The 16,680-nt window shown below is 59.7% G+C and carries 14 protein-coding genes; 12 read left to right on the forward strand and 2 right to left on the reverse strand.

Annotated features, from left to right (window positions below; genetic code table 11):
- Positions 1–9 precede the first annotated feature (9 nt).
- Complete coding sequence (locus AAIA72_RS13595; protein WP_369600844.1) at positions 10–2,634, reverse strand: hypothetical protein; 2,625 nt, start codon at positions 2,632–2,634, stop codon at positions 10–12.
- Complete coding sequence (locus AAIA72_RS13600; protein WP_369600845.1) at positions 2,631–4,391, reverse strand: autotransporter assembly complex family protein; 1,761 nt, start codon at positions 4,389–4,391, stop codon at positions 2,631–2,633. The genes AAIA72_RS13595 and AAIA72_RS13600 overlap by 4 nt, the downstream gene beginning before the upstream one ends.
- Before the next feature lie 166 nt (positions 4,392–4,557).
- Between AAIA72_RS13600 and AAIA72_RS13605 the strand changes: the two genes are divergently transcribed.
- The 12 genes from AAIA72_RS13605 to cas6e all read left to right on the forward strand — a co-directional run bounded on the left by AAIA72_RS13605 (position 4,558) and on the right by cas6e (position 16,678).
- Positions 4,558–5,052: a DUF4442 domain-containing protein gene (locus tag AAIA72_RS13605; RefSeq protein ID WP_369600846.1), complete on the forward strand. Its 495-nt coding sequence runs from the start codon at positions 4,558–4,560 to the stop codon at positions 5,050–5,052.
- 48 nt (positions 5,053–5,100) lie between these two features.
- On the forward strand, positions 5,101–6,045 hold the full coding sequence (locus AAIA72_RS13610; RefSeq protein WP_369600847.1) for a DUF3179 domain-containing protein: 945 nt from the start codon (positions 5,101–5,103) through the stop codon (positions 6,043–6,045).
- Positions 6,046–6,154: 109 nt separating this feature from the next.
- Entirely contained in the window at positions 6,155–6,700 is a 546-nt protein-coding gene (locus AAIA72_RS13615; RefSeq protein ID WP_369600848.1) for a glycine zipper 2TM domain-containing protein, read from the forward strand.
- 7 nt (positions 6,701–6,707) lie between these two features.
- Positions 6,708–6,929, forward strand: coding sequence for a PepSY domain-containing protein (locus AAIA72_RS13620; RefSeq protein WP_369600849.1), 222 nt, complete (start codon positions 6,708–6,710; stop codon positions 6,927–6,929).
- A gap of 2 nt (positions 6,930–6,931) precedes the next feature.
- Positions 6,932–7,615: a response regulator transcription factor gene (locus AAIA72_RS13625; protein WP_369600850.1), complete on the forward strand. Its 684-nt coding sequence runs from the start codon at positions 6,932–6,934 to the stop codon at positions 7,613–7,615.
- Positions 7,615–8,955: an ATP-binding protein gene (locus AAIA72_RS13630; RefSeq protein WP_369600851.1), complete on the forward strand. Its 1,341-nt coding sequence runs from the start codon at positions 7,615–7,617 to the stop codon at positions 8,953–8,955. The genes AAIA72_RS13625 and AAIA72_RS13630 overlap by 1 nt, the downstream gene beginning before the upstream one ends.
- 178 nt (positions 8,956–9,133) lie before the next feature.
- On the forward strand, positions 9,134–11,785 hold the full coding sequence (gene cas3, locus AAIA72_RS13635) for a CRISPR-associated helicase Cas3' (RefSeq protein ID WP_369600852.1): 2,652 nt from the start codon (positions 9,134–9,136) through the stop codon (positions 11,783–11,785).
- Entirely contained in the window at positions 11,772–13,355 is a 1,584-nt protein-coding gene (gene casA / locus AAIA72_RS13640; RefSeq protein WP_369600853.1) for a type I-E CRISPR-associated protein Cse1/CasA, read from the forward strand. Before cas3 ends, casA begins: the two co-directional genes overlap by 14 nt.
- Entirely contained in the window at positions 13,352–13,885 is a 534-nt protein-coding gene (gene casB / locus AAIA72_RS13645; protein WP_369600854.1) for a type I-E CRISPR-associated protein Cse2/CasB, read from the forward strand. The genes casA and casB overlap by 4 nt, the downstream gene beginning before the upstream one ends.
- A 23-nt stretch (positions 13,886–13,908) precedes the next feature.
- Positions 13,909–14,985 carry a type I-E CRISPR-associated protein Cas7/Cse4/CasC gene (cas7e, locus tag AAIA72_RS13650; protein WP_369600855.1) on the forward strand — a complete coding sequence of 359 codons (1,077 nt, stop codon included), beginning with the start codon at positions 13,909–13,911 and terminating at the stop codon, positions 14,983–14,985.
- Positions 14,986–14,999: 14 nt separating this feature from the next.
- Positions 15,000–15,773: a type I-E CRISPR-associated protein Cas5/CasD gene (gene cas5e / locus AAIA72_RS13655; protein ID WP_369600856.1), complete on the forward strand. Its 774-nt coding sequence runs from the start codon at positions 15,000–15,002 to the stop codon at positions 15,771–15,773.
- Positions 15,773–16,678 carry a type I-E CRISPR-associated protein Cas6/Cse3/CasE gene (gene cas6e / locus AAIA72_RS13660; RefSeq protein WP_369600857.1) on the forward strand — a complete coding sequence of 302 codons (906 nt, stop codon included), beginning with the start codon at positions 15,773–15,775 and terminating at the stop codon, positions 16,676–16,678. Before cas5e ends, cas6e begins: the two co-directional genes overlap by 1 nt.
- The last annotated feature ends 2 nt before the right edge of the window (positions 16,679–16,680 follow it).

A 16,680-nucleotide genomic window follows, 5' to 3' on the forward strand; every position in this document is an offset into this window, starting at 1 on the left:
CCAGCACATTCAGGCGGGGAAGAAGGGATGCAGCACCTGCAGGCTGAAGTTATCCAGTCGGAACTGACCGCGCAGGGCCTCCGGGCTGGCAACCGGCATGTCCAGACGGGCGTTGAGGGTGCCCAGGCGGTCTGACTGCATGACCACCTGCCCGCGGATCGTGCCGTTCTCCCGCCCGGCCGAAGCGGAAATGCGCCGGATGTCCAGCACCAGCGGCGGATCATCCCGGCGATCCAGGGTGATCTGAACGGTATCCAGCTCTGCCGAGGTGCTGGCACGCAATGGCTGACCCTGCCGGTGCTCCAGGGCCAGTGTGACGTTGAGCATGCCGCTGGCGGAAAGCCCGGGCGGCAACTGACTGGCCAGCAGCGGCGCGGCGGGACCACTCAGGGTGAGCCGGGCCTCACCGTCACCGCCGGCGCCCCGGGTCGTGCCCTGAACGCACAGGTGATGTTCGCCTGCCGTCCAGCAGGCGGGCTGAAGCCGGGCCTCACCGGTTTCGGTCCAGGACAGCCGCAGGGGAGCGTCCGGTTGCCAGTCCAGGTCCGGCCAGGTGCCGAAACGCAGTGACAGGGTGGCTTCGCCGGGCACGATATCCAGACGGCCATTGAGGTCGCTGATCCGGGAAAGCGGCTGATCCGGCAAGGCAAAGGCCCCGTCCCGGACTTCAATCCAGCCCTCCGGTCGGGGGCGTGACACCGGGCCTCTCAGTTTCAGGCGGGCGTTCGCCACACCGGACAGGCCGGCAGCCGCCTTGTCTTCCGGGCGCAACAGACCGGCGAGCCGGGCAAGGTCAAGCTGTGCCAGTGTCAGCGTCGCATCCAGGGCCTGGCCGGAAACATCATAGGAACCGGCCGTGCAGACGCGGGCGGCACCGGAGGCCAGGCAGAGTTCGCCGGCGGTCACCCTTGTCAGCGTGTGCTGTTCCGGAGACAGGAGAAGGCTGAGCGCGGCGGGCGCGGTCTGGGCAGCCTGCAGATCGCCCTGAGTGAGGGTCAGGTTGCTGAGGGTGCCTGTCCACTGGCGGAAGTCATCCGGGAGGGTGCCCGTCACGTTCAGTGCGACCCCGGTACCGGCCCGTTTCAGCGCCAGCTCCAGGGTGTGGGAGGCGCGCCTCCCCGACGCCTTCAGCCGCAGATCCTGCACTTGCTGATCCTGCCAGCCCAGTGTCCGGCTGTGCAGATCCAGACTGACCACCGGATCCCGGAGGGGCCCGGAAAGCTGCCAGCGCCCGGACAGATCGCCGCTCAGGCCGGGCCAGAGGGTGTCCAGACGGGGCAGGCTGGCCTCACCCCTGAGATCCCAGCGATGGTTGAGAGTGCCGGCGAGCTGTGTCCGGTTGTCTCCCCAGCGAATGTCCGTATTCTGAAGCGACCAGACCCCGCCCCTGCTGCGGGAAAGTGCACCGCTGAAACCGAATGGTTTTTCACGGAGTGTGCCCGCCAGCCTGACACTGCGGGCATCCAGCATCCAGTCGCCGTTTTCAAACGCGGCCTGAACCCGGCCCGATCCCGAAAGCGTACCCGGCAGTTCGGCCAGCCAGAGGGCCGGATTCAGATGCTGCACCTTCAGGTCGCCGGCCCAGCGCAGCGTGCCGCCGACCCGGTTCAGCACCCCGGTCAGGGTGAGGGTGCCTTCGGGTAACTGCAGGGTCAGGGGCGCGACGGTCAGGGAACGGAGATCGGTGTGTCCCTTGAGTGCGAGGGTTACCGGTGGCTGGCCCGGTGCTTCCACCCGGCTGCCGGCCTCGATGTCGAACTGTTTCAGCAAGGCGCCTTCCAGACGCACGGAGGCTTCGCTCAGGCGGATGCCCTCATGGTGCAGTGGCGGCAGCGCACGGGTTTCCAGACGGAAGGGCAGCTCGGGACGGGTCAGATCGATCCGTCCGGTCAGTTCGCTGGTGTCTGCCAGCCGGAGATCCAGATTGAGGGCGTCCAGTGCACCGCTCAGGCGCAGCCGGTAGCGCTCAAAGGGCAAGTCGGTACCGGCCGGGTGCCATGTGCCTTCGAGGGTTGCGTTCAGTGGCCAGGTGCGGTGCATGCGCAGGTCACCGGTCAGGATCAGATCGGCCTGGCCCAGTGTGGGGGTGTCCGCCTGCCAGTGCACCTTCGTCAGGGTGAGCTTCTGGCCGAACCACTGGCCGCGAAGCTGCCACTGACCCAGGGCCAGCGGGGGCTGGTCTCCGCTCTGCCAGATCAGCTCGCCCACTTCCAGCGAGTTGACGCTCAGGAAGAAGGGCAGCGTGACGGTTCCCGGCTTCACGCCGGCAAAGGGGGCATCGTCCTCTGCCGCGTGCAGGCTCAGCCGGGTCGATGCCACCCGGTCCAGGCACAGGCGGGCGCGCAACAGGCAGGCCGGATCTGCCCGGACGCTCAGGTCCTCTGCGGTCACGGAGAAGGTTTCACCCTGCCAGCGCAGACGCTCCGCATGAAGACCGGACCACAGGGTGCCACTGAGTGCGTCGATCTCCAGTTCCGGGACGAGCGGTTGCGTGAGGGCGAGAAGCTGCCGGGCGGCCCAGGTACTGTTGAGCGCATACCAGGTGGCGCCGCCGGCCAGCAGAACCAGTACCAGCAGCAACAGGAGCGAACCCAGTGTCAGCCGCCTGAGGCAGCGTCGCAGGCGATGGCTCACAGTACTGTCCCCATGACCAGGTGGAGGCGGAACTTGCCGGTGTCCAGCGCCCGGGCCACATCCAGCCGGAAGACTCCGACGGGGGACAGCCAGCGGATGCCCGTCCCCACACCGGTATGACGTGGCGTGAAGGGTTCGGAGAACGCACCGCCATGATCGGCAAAGAGGGCCAGCTGCCAGTTATCCAGCACGCGGTACAGGTATTCGGCGCTGGCCACGGCCAGGTAGTCGCCGCCCGGCTTGTCGCCACTGCTGTCTTCCGGCGACAGGGTGTTGTAGTCGTAACCGCGGATGCTCTGGTCACCGCCGGTGAAGAAGCGGGCGCTGACCGGCACCTGCGTGAAATCATCCTTGAGCAGGACGCCAAGTTCGGTCCGCAGCAACAACTGATGGCGTTCGGCAAGCGGAATCAGCCACTTGGCGAGACCATGCAGGCGCAGGTACTGGGTGTCCGACTGCAGGGCGGGGTGGGAGAATTCCAGATCAAAGCTGAGAAAGTGACCGCGGGTGGGACGTAACCGGCTGTCACTCACCGACCGGGTAAAGCTGAGACCGGGTGAAAGATAGAAATCATCTTCCACCACCTGCCGCGCGCCGGCATTGTCGATCACGCCCCGCTCGCTGCGTATGCGGGTGAACAGGCTGCGTACCCAGCCACTGGGCAGGTGTGTCTGACGGTTGATCGTGACGGTGGTGGTACTCAGTTCATTGACGTCAAAGATATCGTTCACCCAGCCTGCCTGAAGCAGCCAGTAATCCTGATTGGGGGTGGTGACCGGAATTTTCCAGGACAGGGTGACTTCCTGCTTGTTGCGGGCAAGGTTGAACTGTGTGTCCAGACTGTGCCCGGCCGGATTCAGCACCGGCTTGTTCCAGTCCAGACTCAGGCGCGGCCCGCTGTCCGTGCCGTAACCCAGGCCGATGCTGACCTCGTTGGCAGGACGGTCTTCCAGATTGACCTGAACCGGCAGGGTGTGATCATTCATTTGGCTGCGATCGGGCTGAACGGTGACCGAGCGGAAGTAGCCGCTGTTCAGCAGGCGGCTGTTGAGATCGGCAATCAGTGCCTCATCGTAGCCGGTCCCCGGCGCAAACCGGACAAAGCGGGCAAGACGGTCGGGCGACAGCCGGCTTTTGCTGAAGAGGACCTCCCCGAAATGATAGCGGCTGCCCGATTCCCACTCGACATCGAGAGTGGCCTGGCGGCTGTCCGGGTCCACCTGAACAAGGCGTTTCAGGAAGCGGGCGTCGAAGTAGCCGCGGCGCTGGGCGGCGGCCTGGAGGCGGGTCTTGAAGTCCTCGTAGCGGCCGTGATGGAGCGGCTCACCCTCTCGCGGCGCATGCTCGCGGAGAACCTGGCGGATGGCTTCATCCTCTGCCGCGTCGCCGAGAATGCGGAGCGTCACCCGCTTCCAGCGCACCGGCTCGCCCGGCTGCACGTGCAGGGTGATGCGGTGCGCTTGGGCATCCGGTTCCACGCTGATGACCGGGCTGTAGTAGCCCAGCGCCTTCAGGGCCCGGGCCGCCGCGTTGCTCACCATTTCCTGCACCGCACGGGGGCGGGCCAGGTCCGGCGGCATCAGTGCCAGGCCCTCCACGTAGGCCCGGATGTTCTGTTCCTGTTCCGCAGAGACACCGCCCACCTTCAGTTCCACCTTGTCCGGGCCGGTATGGGTGGATGCCAGCGATGGAACGGCCACGACCAGCAGGAAGCAGAAGAGGCAGGCGTGGCAGATCGTGCGGAGAGACGGCAGCACAGGTGTCACCAACTTGGGGAAGCGTCGCGAAATGGCATGTGCGGCAGATTCTAACACGGCGGGACCGATAACCGACAACGTCTCATCCCGCCACCCCGGGGCTGGATATCCCGCGGACCTTCGGGTATCGTGCTTCGCGGAAAAAACCAAGCAGAGAGGAACCGAAATGGCCAAACCCATCAACCAGCTGGACGCCATCGTCAGCCAGATCAACCGCCTGCCCAGGATTGCCCGCGTGCCCGTGATGTCCATGTTTTTCCACAAGGCCGTCAAGTTCACCGGCACCGCCGGCATCGAGGTGGAGGAACTGACCTACAACCGCTGTGTCGTCTCCCTCAAGAACAAGAAAAAAGTCCAGAACCACATCGGCTCCGTGCATGCCGTGGCCAGCACCCTGATTGCCGAATCTGCCACCGGATTCATGGTGGGCATCAACATTCCCGAAACATCCGTCCCGGTCATCAAGACCATGAAGCTGGATTTCGTCAAGCGTGCCAAGGGTGACATGCGTGCCGAAGCCACCCTGACCCAGGAGCAGATCGACATGATGCGCACCCAGGAAAAGGGCGAAACCTCCGTCAAGGTGGTCATTACCGATGGCGAAGGCAAGGAACCGATCCTGGCGGAAATGATCTGGGCCTGGACACCCAAGAAGCGTTGAACCATCTCCGGTCCGGACAGTCCAATCCCGCAACGGAGGAGGACTGTCATGAACCGATTGTTTTCAGGGCTGGCCGGTATCGGGTTGCTGGCCAGCCTGGCGGTCGCCGCCACGGCACCGCCACGCACCTTCAACGGCTTTGTCATCGACGACCCGCTGGTTCCCGCCCAGGAAATCCTGCCCGGTGGCCCGCCCCGGGATGGCATTCCGGCGCTCACGCTGCCGCCCACCACCACTTCCGGCGAAGCCGACTGGCTGGCACCCCGGGACCGGGTGCTGGGCTTCGAGCATGGCGGCGAGGCGCGAGCCTATCCTGTCCGCCTGCTGAATTACCATGAAATCGTCAACGACCGGGTCGGCGGAGAACCGGTGCTGATCACGTTCTGCCCGCTTTGCGGAACGGGCATGGGGTTTCGGCCGGTGGTGAACGGCAAGCCTCTGGAATTCGGTGTCTCGGGCCTGCTCTACAACAGTGACCTGCTCATGTATGACCGGGCGACGGAATCCCTCTGGTCCCAGATCGAAGGGCGGGCCATCAACGGGCCCATGAAGGGCACCCGGCTTGAGCGCCTGTTCATTACGCACACCACCTGGGGTCAATGGCGGGAGGCGCACCCGGGCACACGGGTGCTGGCGCTGGATACCGGATACTGGCGGGACTATACCCGCTCGCCTTACGGCAGCTACGAGGAGTCGGAAAATCTCTATTTCCCTGTGAGCCATCTCGACCGCCGCTTTCACCCCAAGGATGTGGTGCTGGGTGTGGAATGGCAGGGCAAGGCGCTGGCCTTTCCGCTCAGAACGCTTGCCCGCACCGGCCGGTCCCGGCTGACGTACACCTGGCATGGCCAGACCTTCGAAGTCCTGCATGATGTGGAGGCGCGCACGGCGGAGGTGCGTCTGCCGGATGGTACCCGGCCTGACCAGATGCTGGTCTACTGGTTCGCCTGGGCCGCATTCCATCCCGATACGGACGTGTATGCCGCGCCCTGAAGCCGGCGCGGCGGCCGGTCAACCTTTTTCGGGCTCATGCGTTCAGTTCAGAAACGGTTAAGTTGAAGTGCCGTAGACTGCAACTGAACACTGGAGAAGGAGACCGGCCATGAAAAAACTGATTCTTGGTGCAACCGCACTGGCACTCATGACCGCCCCGCTGGCGGAGGCCGGCCCGCGTGGCCGCCACGACGGGCTGACCGACTATGCCAGGGTGGTCAGTGTGGAACCCATCACTCGCCAGATCGAGAACCGCACCCCCCATGAAAGCTGCTGGACCGAGCGCGTCCGGGTCGAACGTGAACGGGCGCCCCGGGATGAATCCGCCACCGGCACCATCGTCGGCGCCATCGTGGGCGGCGCACTGGGCAACGCGGTGGGCCACAGGAAAGAGAACAAGCGCATCGGCACGGCCGTGGGGGCCATTCTGGGGGCTTCCGTGGGGCATGACCTGTCACGGGACCGCACACCGGGCGGGACTGATGTATACTACAGGAACGAGCGCCGCTGCAGCACCACCTACACCGTGGATTACACCACGGAAACCGTGGGTTACTGGGTGACATACAAGTATCGCGGCGAAACTTTCACCACACGGATGGATCATGACCCCGGAGACCGGATCCGGGTGAGGGTCACCGTCGAACCCATCTGAGGAGCCCATGACACGCATCGTCCGGATACTGATGATCAGCCTGAGCATGATGAACCTGGCTGCCGCACTTGAGCCGGCAGCGACCGAGGACGATGCGGTACGCCAGATCCGCGAGGAGGGGCTGGGCAAGGTACTGAAGGTGGAGACCCGGGACGATGTCTACCGCATCCGGGTCCTGACGCCGGATGGCATCGTCCGGGAAGTGGATGTCCCGCGCAAGAGGAACTGAACATGCGCATACTGGTGGTGGAAGACGAACCCAACCTGCGCAGCCAGCTGGCTGACATGCTGGAAGCCGAAAGCTACGCCGTGGACACCTCCGAAGACGGCGTGGATGCGGAGTTCCAGGGCAACGAGATCGACTACGATGCGGCGGTCGTGGACTTGGGCCTGCCCGGCAAGAGCGGCCTGGAGGTGATCCGCAGCTGGCGCGGCAACGGGCGCCGTTTTCCCGTGCTCATCCTGACCGCCCGCGGACACTGGCAGGACAAGGTGGAAGGACTGGAAGCGGGGGCGGACGACTATCTGGTCAAGCCTTTCCAGCCCGAAGAGCTGCTGGCCCGCATGCGGGCACTGATCCGCCGTGCCAGCGGACTGGCCAGCCGCCGCCTGCGTGCCGGACCGGTGGAGATGGATCTGAGCGCACGGGAACTGCGCCTCAACGGCGAGCGCGTGGAGCTGACCAACTATGAATTCCGCACCCTGGAATACCTCATGCTGCATGCCGGCGAAGCGGTCTCCCGCACGGCCCTGAGCGAGCATATCTATGCCGAGGACCAGGAGCGCGACAGCAACACCCTGGAAGTCTTTGTCGGCCGCCTGCGCAAGAAACTGGATCCGGGCAACGCGCTGGGCCTGATCGAAACCCAGCGGGGGTTCGGCTATCGCTTCACCCTGCCGGTTGAATCGGTGTAATGGCGCGGGTCAGCCTGCGCAAACGCCTTCGGCTGGTCTTCATCACGCTTGCCAGCAGTCTGGCCATTCTGGCTTTCGCCCTGGTGCAGGGTTACCGCTCGGCACTGGCCCAGAGCTGGCAGACGCAGGCCGATGGTCACCTGCTCAGCCTGCTGGCCGAACTGGAATGGACGGGGCAGGGCTTCACCCTGAAAGACCCGGTACTGGACGCCCGCATGGTTCAGCCCGGATCCGGGCTCATGGCGGCCATGCGCGAGAACGGCCGCATCTTCTGGCGCAGCGAATCGACACTGGGTGAACCCTTGCCGGAAACCGTATCCTTCGACGCCCCGCCCGGAGAGGTGCGTCGCAGCGTCGAATCCCTCGGTGATCAGCTCTACTGGGTCACCCGCATGCTGGTGCAATGGCAGGATGACAGCGGCGCCCTGCACCCCCTCCTGATTGAAGTCTGGCTCAGCCAGGCCACCTATGAAGCCCAGTTGCGCAGCTTCTACCGGGATCTGGCCGCGGGTGTCGGCAGTGTGCTGATCCTGCTCCTGGGAATCGCCCGGGTACTGAGCCGGTTTGCCTTTCAGCCCATGTCGCGCCTCATCAACGAGGATCTGGAACGGGTGAAATCCGGCGTCACGAGCCGTCTGGAAGGCGAGTATCCGGAAGAAGTGGAACGACTGGTGGAAGCCTTCAATCAGGTCCTGGACCAGGAACAGCGCCGTCAGCAGCAGATGCGCCACAAGCTGGACGACTTCGCCCACTCCCTGAAAACCCCCCTGGCCGTCCTGCGTGGCGAGCTGGCCCGCCCCGAGCCCGACCGGGCCGTAATGCAGCAATCCCTGCAGCGGCTGGATGAATCCGTCCAGTACTACCTGCAGCGGGCTTCCGCCTCCGTGCAGCCAGCCTTCGGTGTGCGCACGCCGGTGGCCACCACCGTTGCCCGGCTGACCGGTGTGCTTGAAAAGGTCTATCGGGATCCCCCGGTCCGCTTCGAATGCGACATTGCACCCGAACTCACCGTCGCCGTGGCCGAGGGTGACCTGATGGAAATGCTCGGCAACCTGCTGGACAATGCCTGCAAGTACGGCCGTGGCAGGGTGGTCGTTCGTGCAGACAAGACCGCTGACGGGCGCCTTGGCATCACCATTGAGGACAACGGCCCGGGCATCCCCGAGCGCGCACGGGGCAAGGTGCTCCGGCGCGGTCAGCGACTGGACGAATCGGCACCGGGACAGGGTATCGGCCTGGCGGTGGTGTCAGAGCTCGTGCACAGCTACCACGGCACCATCGAGGTGGGCCAGTCGGAAACGCTGGGCGGGGCGAGGATGAGGGTGGTGTTGCCGGGGTGAGGGAAAAGGCGCGTCTGTTTTTGAATTTTTGAGTGTTCTGGTCTAACTTGAAGTCTGTTACATCAGTTTGTAGGCCGTAACAGAATCCGTGAGATTAATATGCCAGGGACGAGCATGACGCCTGCTTTTCGAAACTCATCCGTGCACATTTCCGGCTCACCCAGCCCGGGGTATATTCATGGTTGAAGTGCCCGCCTATTTCAAATACTGGGGGAAGTGTTCAAAAGACGAAAGTCGCCAGTTCCATCTTCTGGCATTTCATAGTCTGGATGTGGCCGCAGTAGGTTGGCTGCTGCTTGATCCTGCGAAACCGTTATGCAGGAGACTGGCATCTCAGCTGGGCGTGGAGCCGGAATGGCTCCGCCACTGGTTTGCATTTCTCCTGATGTTCCATGATCTGGGTAAGTTCGCGAGAGGCTTCCAGAATCTTGTGCCGGAGAAAACAGGTAGTCTGGTGCCGGCAGATCAGAGATTTTGTTACGACATCCGGCATGACAGTCTTGGTTTGCTCTTATGGCGGAAAAAGCTGTCAAAAAATCTGGGGAGCAGAATACCTGATTTATGGTTGGAGGTCGTGACGGGGCATCATGGCGAGCCACCCCTGCGTGAACGCCGGGGTTTTGATGCCCATTTCCACCCCGAAGACGTTGACGCAGCCGAAGCCTACGTTAAGGAACTGCTCGACTGGTGGCGGCCAGACCTGGCGCCTTTGGAGGGTGTTGATGAAAAAGTGCTCAGGCGTGTGTCATGGCAGTTGGCCGGACTGTCAGTACTTAGCGACTGGCTGGGCTCGAATCAGGATATTTTTACTTATCGGTCAGATGTGATGCTGCTGCCTGAATACTGGAGAGAAGTCGCATGCCCCACCGCACCGCGGGCGATCAATCTTTCACGGTGGGGCACTGTCCGGGTATCTGAGTACCAAGGCATTACTCAGCAATTCCCTTTTATAGAAACACCCACACCGCTTCAACGCATGGCGCATGAAATCCCGATAGGGGAGGGGGCACAGCTTTTCATACTCGAAGATGTGACCGGGGCCGGCAAGACTGAAGCTTCCATGGTACTGGTACACCGCTTGATGGCGGCGGGGCTCGGGAAGGGCCTGTACGTAGGGCTGCCAACCATGGCAACTGCGAATGCCATGTACGATCGACTGAGGCAAAGCTATCGGGCACTGTACACTCCTGACCAAACACCCTCCCTGATTCTGGCACATGGTGCGGCCATGCTGGACGACCGGTTTACCGAGTCCGTCATCATGAATCCGGTGAGACCGGAAGCCGATTACAAGGAGCACGAACAGAGTGCGGGGGCATGGTGCAGCTACTGGCTGGCAGATAACCGGAAAAAAGCGCTGCTTGCTGATGTAGGGGTTGGTACCGTTGACCAGGCGTTACTCGGAGTGTTGCCGGCAAGGCACCAGTCACTTCGGCTTTTGGGGCTCAGCGATAAAGTATTGCTGGTGGATGAAGTCCATTCTTATGACCCCTATATGCGACGGCTTCTGGCCAGTCTGCTCGAGGCCCATGCGCGTCAGGGTGGGAGTGCCATATTGCTGTCCGCGACTCTGCCTCAGCAATTCAGATCAGAGCTGCTGGCAGGTTTTTGCAAGGGACTGGGCCGCGAGACACCAGAAATCCAACATACAGGATACCCGTTATTAACTCACATGGGTAAAGGCGGCTTACGTGAAGTTGAACTTGAAACCCGGCCAGAATTGAAACGCCGTATCCAGGTTCGTCGTCTGGATAGTGAACAATGTGCATTTGAGCTGATCCGTGAATCCGTGAAGGCAGGCATGGCTGTTTGCTGGGTCAGAAATACCGTGAATGACGCGCTGACAAGTTATCGGCAGTTGATACAGGAAGGCATATGCGGCACTGAACGAACAACGCTGTTTCATAGTCGGTTTGCGATGGTTGACAGGCAGCGCATTGAAGCAGACGTGATCCGGCGCTTTGGCAAGGCAGCAGGAGCCGCAGAACGACCAGGGCAGGTGCTGATTGCAACGCAGGTGGTTGAACAAAGCCTTGATCTGGACTTTGACCTGATGATCACGGATCTGGCGCCGATCGATCTGATTGTTCAGCGGGCGGGCCGACTGCACCGCCACGTAAGGGATGCAAGAGGAAACCCGTCGCCAACGGGACAGGATGAGCGGCCGGAGCCGACCTTGTATGTACTGTCCCCGGATCCGGCCACAGTTGACAGTCCTGACTGGCTCAAAATCTTGCTCCCCGGTACGCAGGCTGTTTATCAGCATGTAGGCCAGCTCTGGCTTACGGCTCATGTACTATTCAGCAAGTCGTACTATCGCATGCCTGATGACGCGAGAAAGTTGATCGAAGGAGTTTATAGTGACTCTGCTCAGACACTGATCCCGGAAGATCTTCTGGAGTTGGTGTGGAGGGCAGAAGGGACGGATCGCAGCCGGCAAAGCATGGCAGAGTTTAATTGCCTGAGACTGGACATGGGTTACACGCGGAAGGCAGGTTGTTGGGATGATGAAATCCGGATTCCGACCCGGCTGGAAGAGTCACCCAGTGTTACGGTTGCACTGGCCAGATATGAAAATGATGAATTAGTCCCTTACGCCAATGTAAAGCGACACGCTTGGTCGCTTAGCCAGTTAAGCTTGCCAGAAAGACAGTGGAAACAAGTCGCAGGTAGCATACCCGACACGCTGAATCACAAGATTGAAAAACTGAAGGCAGAACAGCCCGCCTTGCGCTGGTGCGAAATAATGCCATTGACGACTGAATTGAAGAGCCTCTATAGCAATGCAGGGGGCTGGAACCCAGGAGGATGGACACATGAACCTGATTGAGGATGCCTGGATACCTGTAATCCGGCAGGATGGGACGCGCTGCACGATTCGACCCGACCAGATCGCTGAGACGGATAACCCGGTTATGGAGCTTGCTGCACCCCGGGCTGATTTTCAGGGAGCACTTTACCAGTTTCTGATTGGATTGTTGCAGACAGCGTTTGCCCCGGAAGATCATGACGATTGGTTGCGGTACTGGGAGGCGCCACCAGCCCCGGCAGATTTACAGGAGCGTTTTCAGGCATTCAGGCCAGCCTTCGGGTTGAATAACGATTCAGCTCCCGCATTTATGCAGGACTATGATTTGCCCGAGGGGGAGTGTAAGCCTGTCGAGGCACTTCTGATTGATGCACCGGGAGCAAAGACCCGCCGGGATAATCTGGCCCACTTTGTGAAAGGGCTGCCTGACGGTGGATTCTGTCCGGGTTGCGCAGCGACGGCGCTTTTCACTTTGCAGATTAACGCCCCTTCCGGGGGGCAAGGTCATCGTGTGGGATTACGGGGAGGTGGTCCGCTGACGACCTTGGTCATACCGGAAGAGGATGATGTACTTTGGCGAAAGTGCTGGCTGAATGTGCTGGAATCCGAGAGCTTGGATGTGACGGACGCACCCTGTGATAGCTCCGTGTTTCCATGGCTCGGACCCACACGTGTATCGGACAAGGGTGGAAAACCCACCTTGCCCGGGGATGCGTCACCGCTTCAGATGTACTGGGCGATGCCACGCAGGATTCGTCTGGAATTCATGACTGCTGAAGACGCTGAGTGTGCTGTTTGCGGTAAGGCCTCCAGTCAGATTGTCAGTCGTTTCCGAACTAAAAACTTTGGCATCAACTACGAAGGCCCCTGGGTCCACCCACTCACGCCCTACCGGTTCGATCCCGACCACAAGAATCCCCCGCTAAGCCTGAAAGGGCAGCCCGGTGGTATTGGCTATCGTCAGTGGCTTGGGCTCACGCTGCAGGATACATCAACGGGCGATCAGGCTGCACTGGTGGTGCAGAGATTCAATGATGAAAGAGCTGTGGATGTATCCCCTTCCAGTTTGGCCCGGTTATGGTGTTTTGGTTATGACATGGACAACATGAAAGCGCGTTGCTGGTATGAATCCCTGATACCCGTAATCAGGGTGCCGGAAGACAAGCGTGAACGGTTTGTTGATCGCGTAGCGGTTCTGATTGATGCAGCCAGGGATGCTGCTGATCTGCTCAGGAATAGTGTTAAAGCTGCTTGGTTCAAGCGCCCCAAAGAGGTTAAAGGTGATATGTCAGTCATCCCCTTGTCCTTTTGGGCGCAAACGGAAGCTGATTTTTACCGCTGCCTTGGCATGTTAGCCAATGACCTGGATGTTCCGGGTGTCATGCCGGCTGAACCGGCAATTTTCTGGTACCGGACGGTTTGCAAGACGGCGGTGAACATCTTTGACCACTGGTCGCTCGAAGGAGATGACGATGAAGTGGACATGAAGCGGGTCATCAGGTCCCGGAATGAACTGAAAACCAAACTCAGAAGCTCCAAGCATTTGAAAGTGCTCAGAGCATTCACTGCTAAGGACGGAGAGGCTGCATGACAGACTTATACCAACTCAAGAGCCCCGAGGACCGTGAAGCCCTGATGAATTGGTGGAAGGGGCTGGGCGAAAACAGGGGAGCAAGGGCAATCCTTCGCAGAGCGTCAAAACCTGATGATGTACTGCTGACGTCTGCCTTTTCTGATTTTCTTAAACAAATGCCCGATAGTTGGCACAATCCCGGGAGGCTGCTTGATTCTGCCATCGTGGCGGCGGCACTATCGCACGTCAGAGAAAATGACTCTGCGCTCAGCTTTGCTCAGGCACTTGCCAGTCCGCGTGGGGCCGCGACCAAGGCTGCAATGAGTGAACTGCGGTTTCTGCAACTGCAGAAAAGCAGGGATCCGGACGAGTTTTACCGGCGTATCCACCGCGCAATTGCCCTGTTGGGAGGGCGGGTAAATGTGCTCTCTATAGCTGACGGCATTCTTCACTGGATGCAGGAGTACCGCAGGATTGTGGACCGGGAGCCAGCCAAACGGTTGGCTGTGCGTTGGGCAAGCGACTACTACACAACTTTAAAAGACTAAATCAACGTTAAGGAGAACATACCATGACACAGTTCATTCAACTTCACATCCTCACTGCCTATCCGCCCGCCAATCTCAATCGGGATGACCTCGGCCGCCCGAAAACTGCAAAAATGGGTGGAGTGGATCGTTTGCGCGTATCTTCGCAAAGTCTCAAGCGCAACTGGAGAGTGTCTGATCTTTTTCAGGAGGCCATGGGGCGTCATATCGGAACACGTACCAAACGTTTGGGCACACAGATCTATGAGCGCATGGTTTCCCGGGGGGTGAACGAAAAGAAAGCACTGGAATGGGCAAAAGCAATAGCAGGTGAATTCGGCGCGCTCAAAAAAGACAAGAAGAACCCGCTGAATGAACTTGAGATAGAGCAGCTCGTGCACTTGGCGCCCGAAGAGGTTGAAGCGGTTGACCAGTTAGTCGAAAAACTGATTGATGAAGACCGAGCCCCTGAAAAGGAAGAACTGGACCTGCTCAGAAGTCAAAGCCGGGCAGTGGATATTGCCTTGTTTGGCAGGATGCTGGCCTCCAAACCTTCTTTCAATGTTGAGGCAGCCTGCCAGGTCGCTCATGCAATTTCAGTTCACCCGGTAACTATAGAAGACGACTATTTTACAGCGGTCGATGACCTGAATGATCACAGTGAGGATGCAGGCGCTGCACATATCGGTGAGGCGGGCTTCGCTGCGGGGTTGTTCTACAGTTATGTCTGTATTAACCGGGATCAGCTCATTGAAAACCTTGATGGCGATGTGGTGCTGGCAGACAAGGCCATTCGTGCGCTCACTGAGGCTGCGGTGAAAGTTTCTCCCAGCGGCAAGCAAAACAGCTTTGCGTCCAGAGCTTATGCTTCATTTGTACTGGCCGAGAAAGGTGAGCAACAACCTCGCTCATTGTCTGTGGCATACCTGAAACCCATAGATCAGCGAGTGAGTGATGATTTTGCCAGAGACGCCATTACTGCTCTGAAGAAGCAGGCTGAAAACTTCGATAAAGTCTACGGACCTTGTGCAGATGACCGGTATGAGTTGAATGTGGTGGATGCAGAAGGCACGCTTCCTGACCTGCTGAACTTTGTGGCGCCCGCGGCTAACCAGGCTTAGGCCGGGAGGTGGGTATGGAATACCTGTTATTTCGGTTATATGGGCCAATGGCCAGTTGGGGTGAAATCGCGGTAGGCGAAATGCGTCACAGTGATATCAAACCATCCAAATCAGCTCTGGTGGGGCTCCTTGGGGCTGCTTTGGGTCTGGGCAGAGATGATGAAGAAAATCAATCGATGCTTGCCGCCAGCTATCGGTTTGCTGTCAGAATGCACGCAACAGGCCAGTTGATGCGGGATTATCATACGGCCCAAGCGCCTGACTCTGCGGGTAAATTCTCCTACAAAACCCGGCGAGATGAGCTGGTGGTGGGGCGGCATCGTCTTGGCACAGTCCTGTCCACACGTGAATATCGAACGGACTCAATGGCGATTGTTGCACTGGCCGCCGGAACTGCTGCGCCATGGAGCCTCGCAAAATTGAAGGGAGCACTCCTGAAACCGCGGTTCCACTTATATCTGGGCAGAAAGTCGTGTCCGCTTGCAGCGCCCCTGAATCCTCAGATTGTGCAGGCTGATGGTTTTCTGGAAGCATTTGAGCAATACCAGCCCGGAGATTTGTTGATGGACGAGCGGCCCTGGTGCAGTGATGAACGGTGGCTGCCACCGGATACTGTTCAGCATTATTACTGGGAGGGCAGTATTGAAGATTTCTCTTCTGATGGTGGCCAATTTGATCGTACGCAGGTGCGGGAGCTCAGGCGCCTTGATCAACCCTTGTCCAGGCAGCGCTGGCAGTTTGAGCCGCGCAAAGAATTCCACTGGATGAAAGCCATGGAGAGCAGATAATGTATCTTTCACGTATACGGCTGCGTCCTGAAGTCGAGGCAGTGCAGCTGGGACTGCTACTTAAAGACAGAAGTGGATATGGGCTGCATCGTTTGTTTTGGGGGTTGTTTTCGGATAACAACGCTACGGAATGCAAGCGAAATTTTCTGTTCAGAGAAGAAGTCGCCGCGGAGCAGGATGGAAGAAACAGCCCACGATCAGCGAGTGGCAGAAAGGGTGATCCTGTTTACTATGTGCTCTCTGCTGCGCCACCACAGGAAAACCCGCTTTTCGACATTCAAACCAAGCACTATGCGCCCAGGTTGGCCGAAGGAGATCGACTGGCATTCAAACTTCGCGTAAACGCAGTTGTGTCCCGCCGAACCGGAGAGAATCAATCCGGTGGCAAGTCCCGGGTAGTACGGCACGATATCGTCATGGATGCCCAACACCAGTGGATTCAGGATCAGTTGGATATACTCGGCTTGCAGGACGATGGCGCCAAAAAGATACGCATCAGACGCATTCTGGATTATGCCACGGACCAGCTGGTTAGTGAATGGCGCCACTTTGTGGCACAGGGGCCATATGCTGAAAGGCTTGAGGCCCGGCTTGGCAGACAAGCACTTCTTCAATGGGCGATGAGAACAGCTGAATCCCGGCGTGTTCTCAAGTGGTGGCAGGATAAGGCAGCCAACCACGGTTTTGAAGTGGGTATGGGTAAGTCAGGCTTGCCAGCACTGGAAGTGAGTGGTTATCGCTGGCATCCCTTGCCGGAGAAGCATCGCACCGCTGGTTTCAGCTCACTCGATCTTTCAGGAGAAGTGCGGGTCAGGGATGCAGACAAGTTCACTCACATGTTGATGACAGGGATCGGCCCTGCCAAGGCATTTGGATGTGGATTGATGCTGGTCAGACGAGTGTGACC

It is taken from the genome of Thermohahella caldifontis (genome assembly GCF_041153465.1).
GTDB classification, from domain to species: Bacteria; Pseudomonadota; Gammaproteobacteria; order Pseudomonadales; family Oleiphilaceae; genus Thermohahella; species Thermohahella caldifontis.

Bases quoted from the DNA above. Each gene is read 5' to 3' on its own strand.
- AAIA72_RS13605 (WP_369600846.1), top strand. From the start codon at position 4,558: ATGGCCAAACCCATCAACCAGCTGGACGCCATCGTCAGCCAGATCAAC.
- AAIA72_RS13610 (WP_369600847.1), top strand. From the start codon at position 5,101: ATGAACCGATTGTTTTCAGGGCTGGCCGGTATCGGGTTGCTGGCCAGC.
- AAIA72_RS13615 (WP_369600848.1), top strand. From the start codon at position 6,155: ATGAAAAAACTGATTCTTGGTGCAACCGCACTGGCACTCATGACCGCC.
- AAIA72_RS13620 (WP_369600849.1), top strand. From the start codon at position 6,708: ATGACACGCATCGTCCGGATACTGATGATCAGCCTGAGCATGATGAAC.
- AAIA72_RS13625 (WP_369600850.1), top strand. From the start codon at position 6,932: ATGCGCATACTGGTGGTGGAAGACGAACCCAACCTGCGCAGCCAGCTG.
- AAIA72_RS13630 (WP_369600851.1), top strand. From the start codon at position 7,615: ATGGCGCGGGTCAGCCTGCGCAAACGCCTTCGGCTGGTCTTCATCACG.
- cas3 (WP_369600852.1), top strand. From the start codon at position 9,134: ATGGTTGAAGTGCCCGCCTATTTCAAATACTGGGGGAAGTGTTCAAAA.
- casA (WP_369600853.1), top strand. From the start codon at position 11,772: ATGAACCTGATTGAGGATGCCTGGATACCTGTAATCCGGCAGGATGGG.
- casB (WP_369600854.1), top strand. From the start codon at position 13,352: ATGACAGACTTATACCAACTCAAGAGCCCCGAGGACCGTGAAGCCCTG.
- cas7e (WP_369600855.1), top strand. From the start codon at position 13,909: ATGACACAGTTCATTCAACTTCACATCCTCACTGCCTATCCGCCCGCC.
- cas5e (WP_369600856.1), top strand. From the start codon at position 15,000: ATGGAATACCTGTTATTTCGGTTATATGGGCCAATGGCCAGTTGGGGT.
- cas6e (WP_369600857.1), top strand. From the start codon at position 15,773: ATGTATCTTTCACGTATACGGCTGCGTCCTGAAGTCGAGGCAGTGCAG.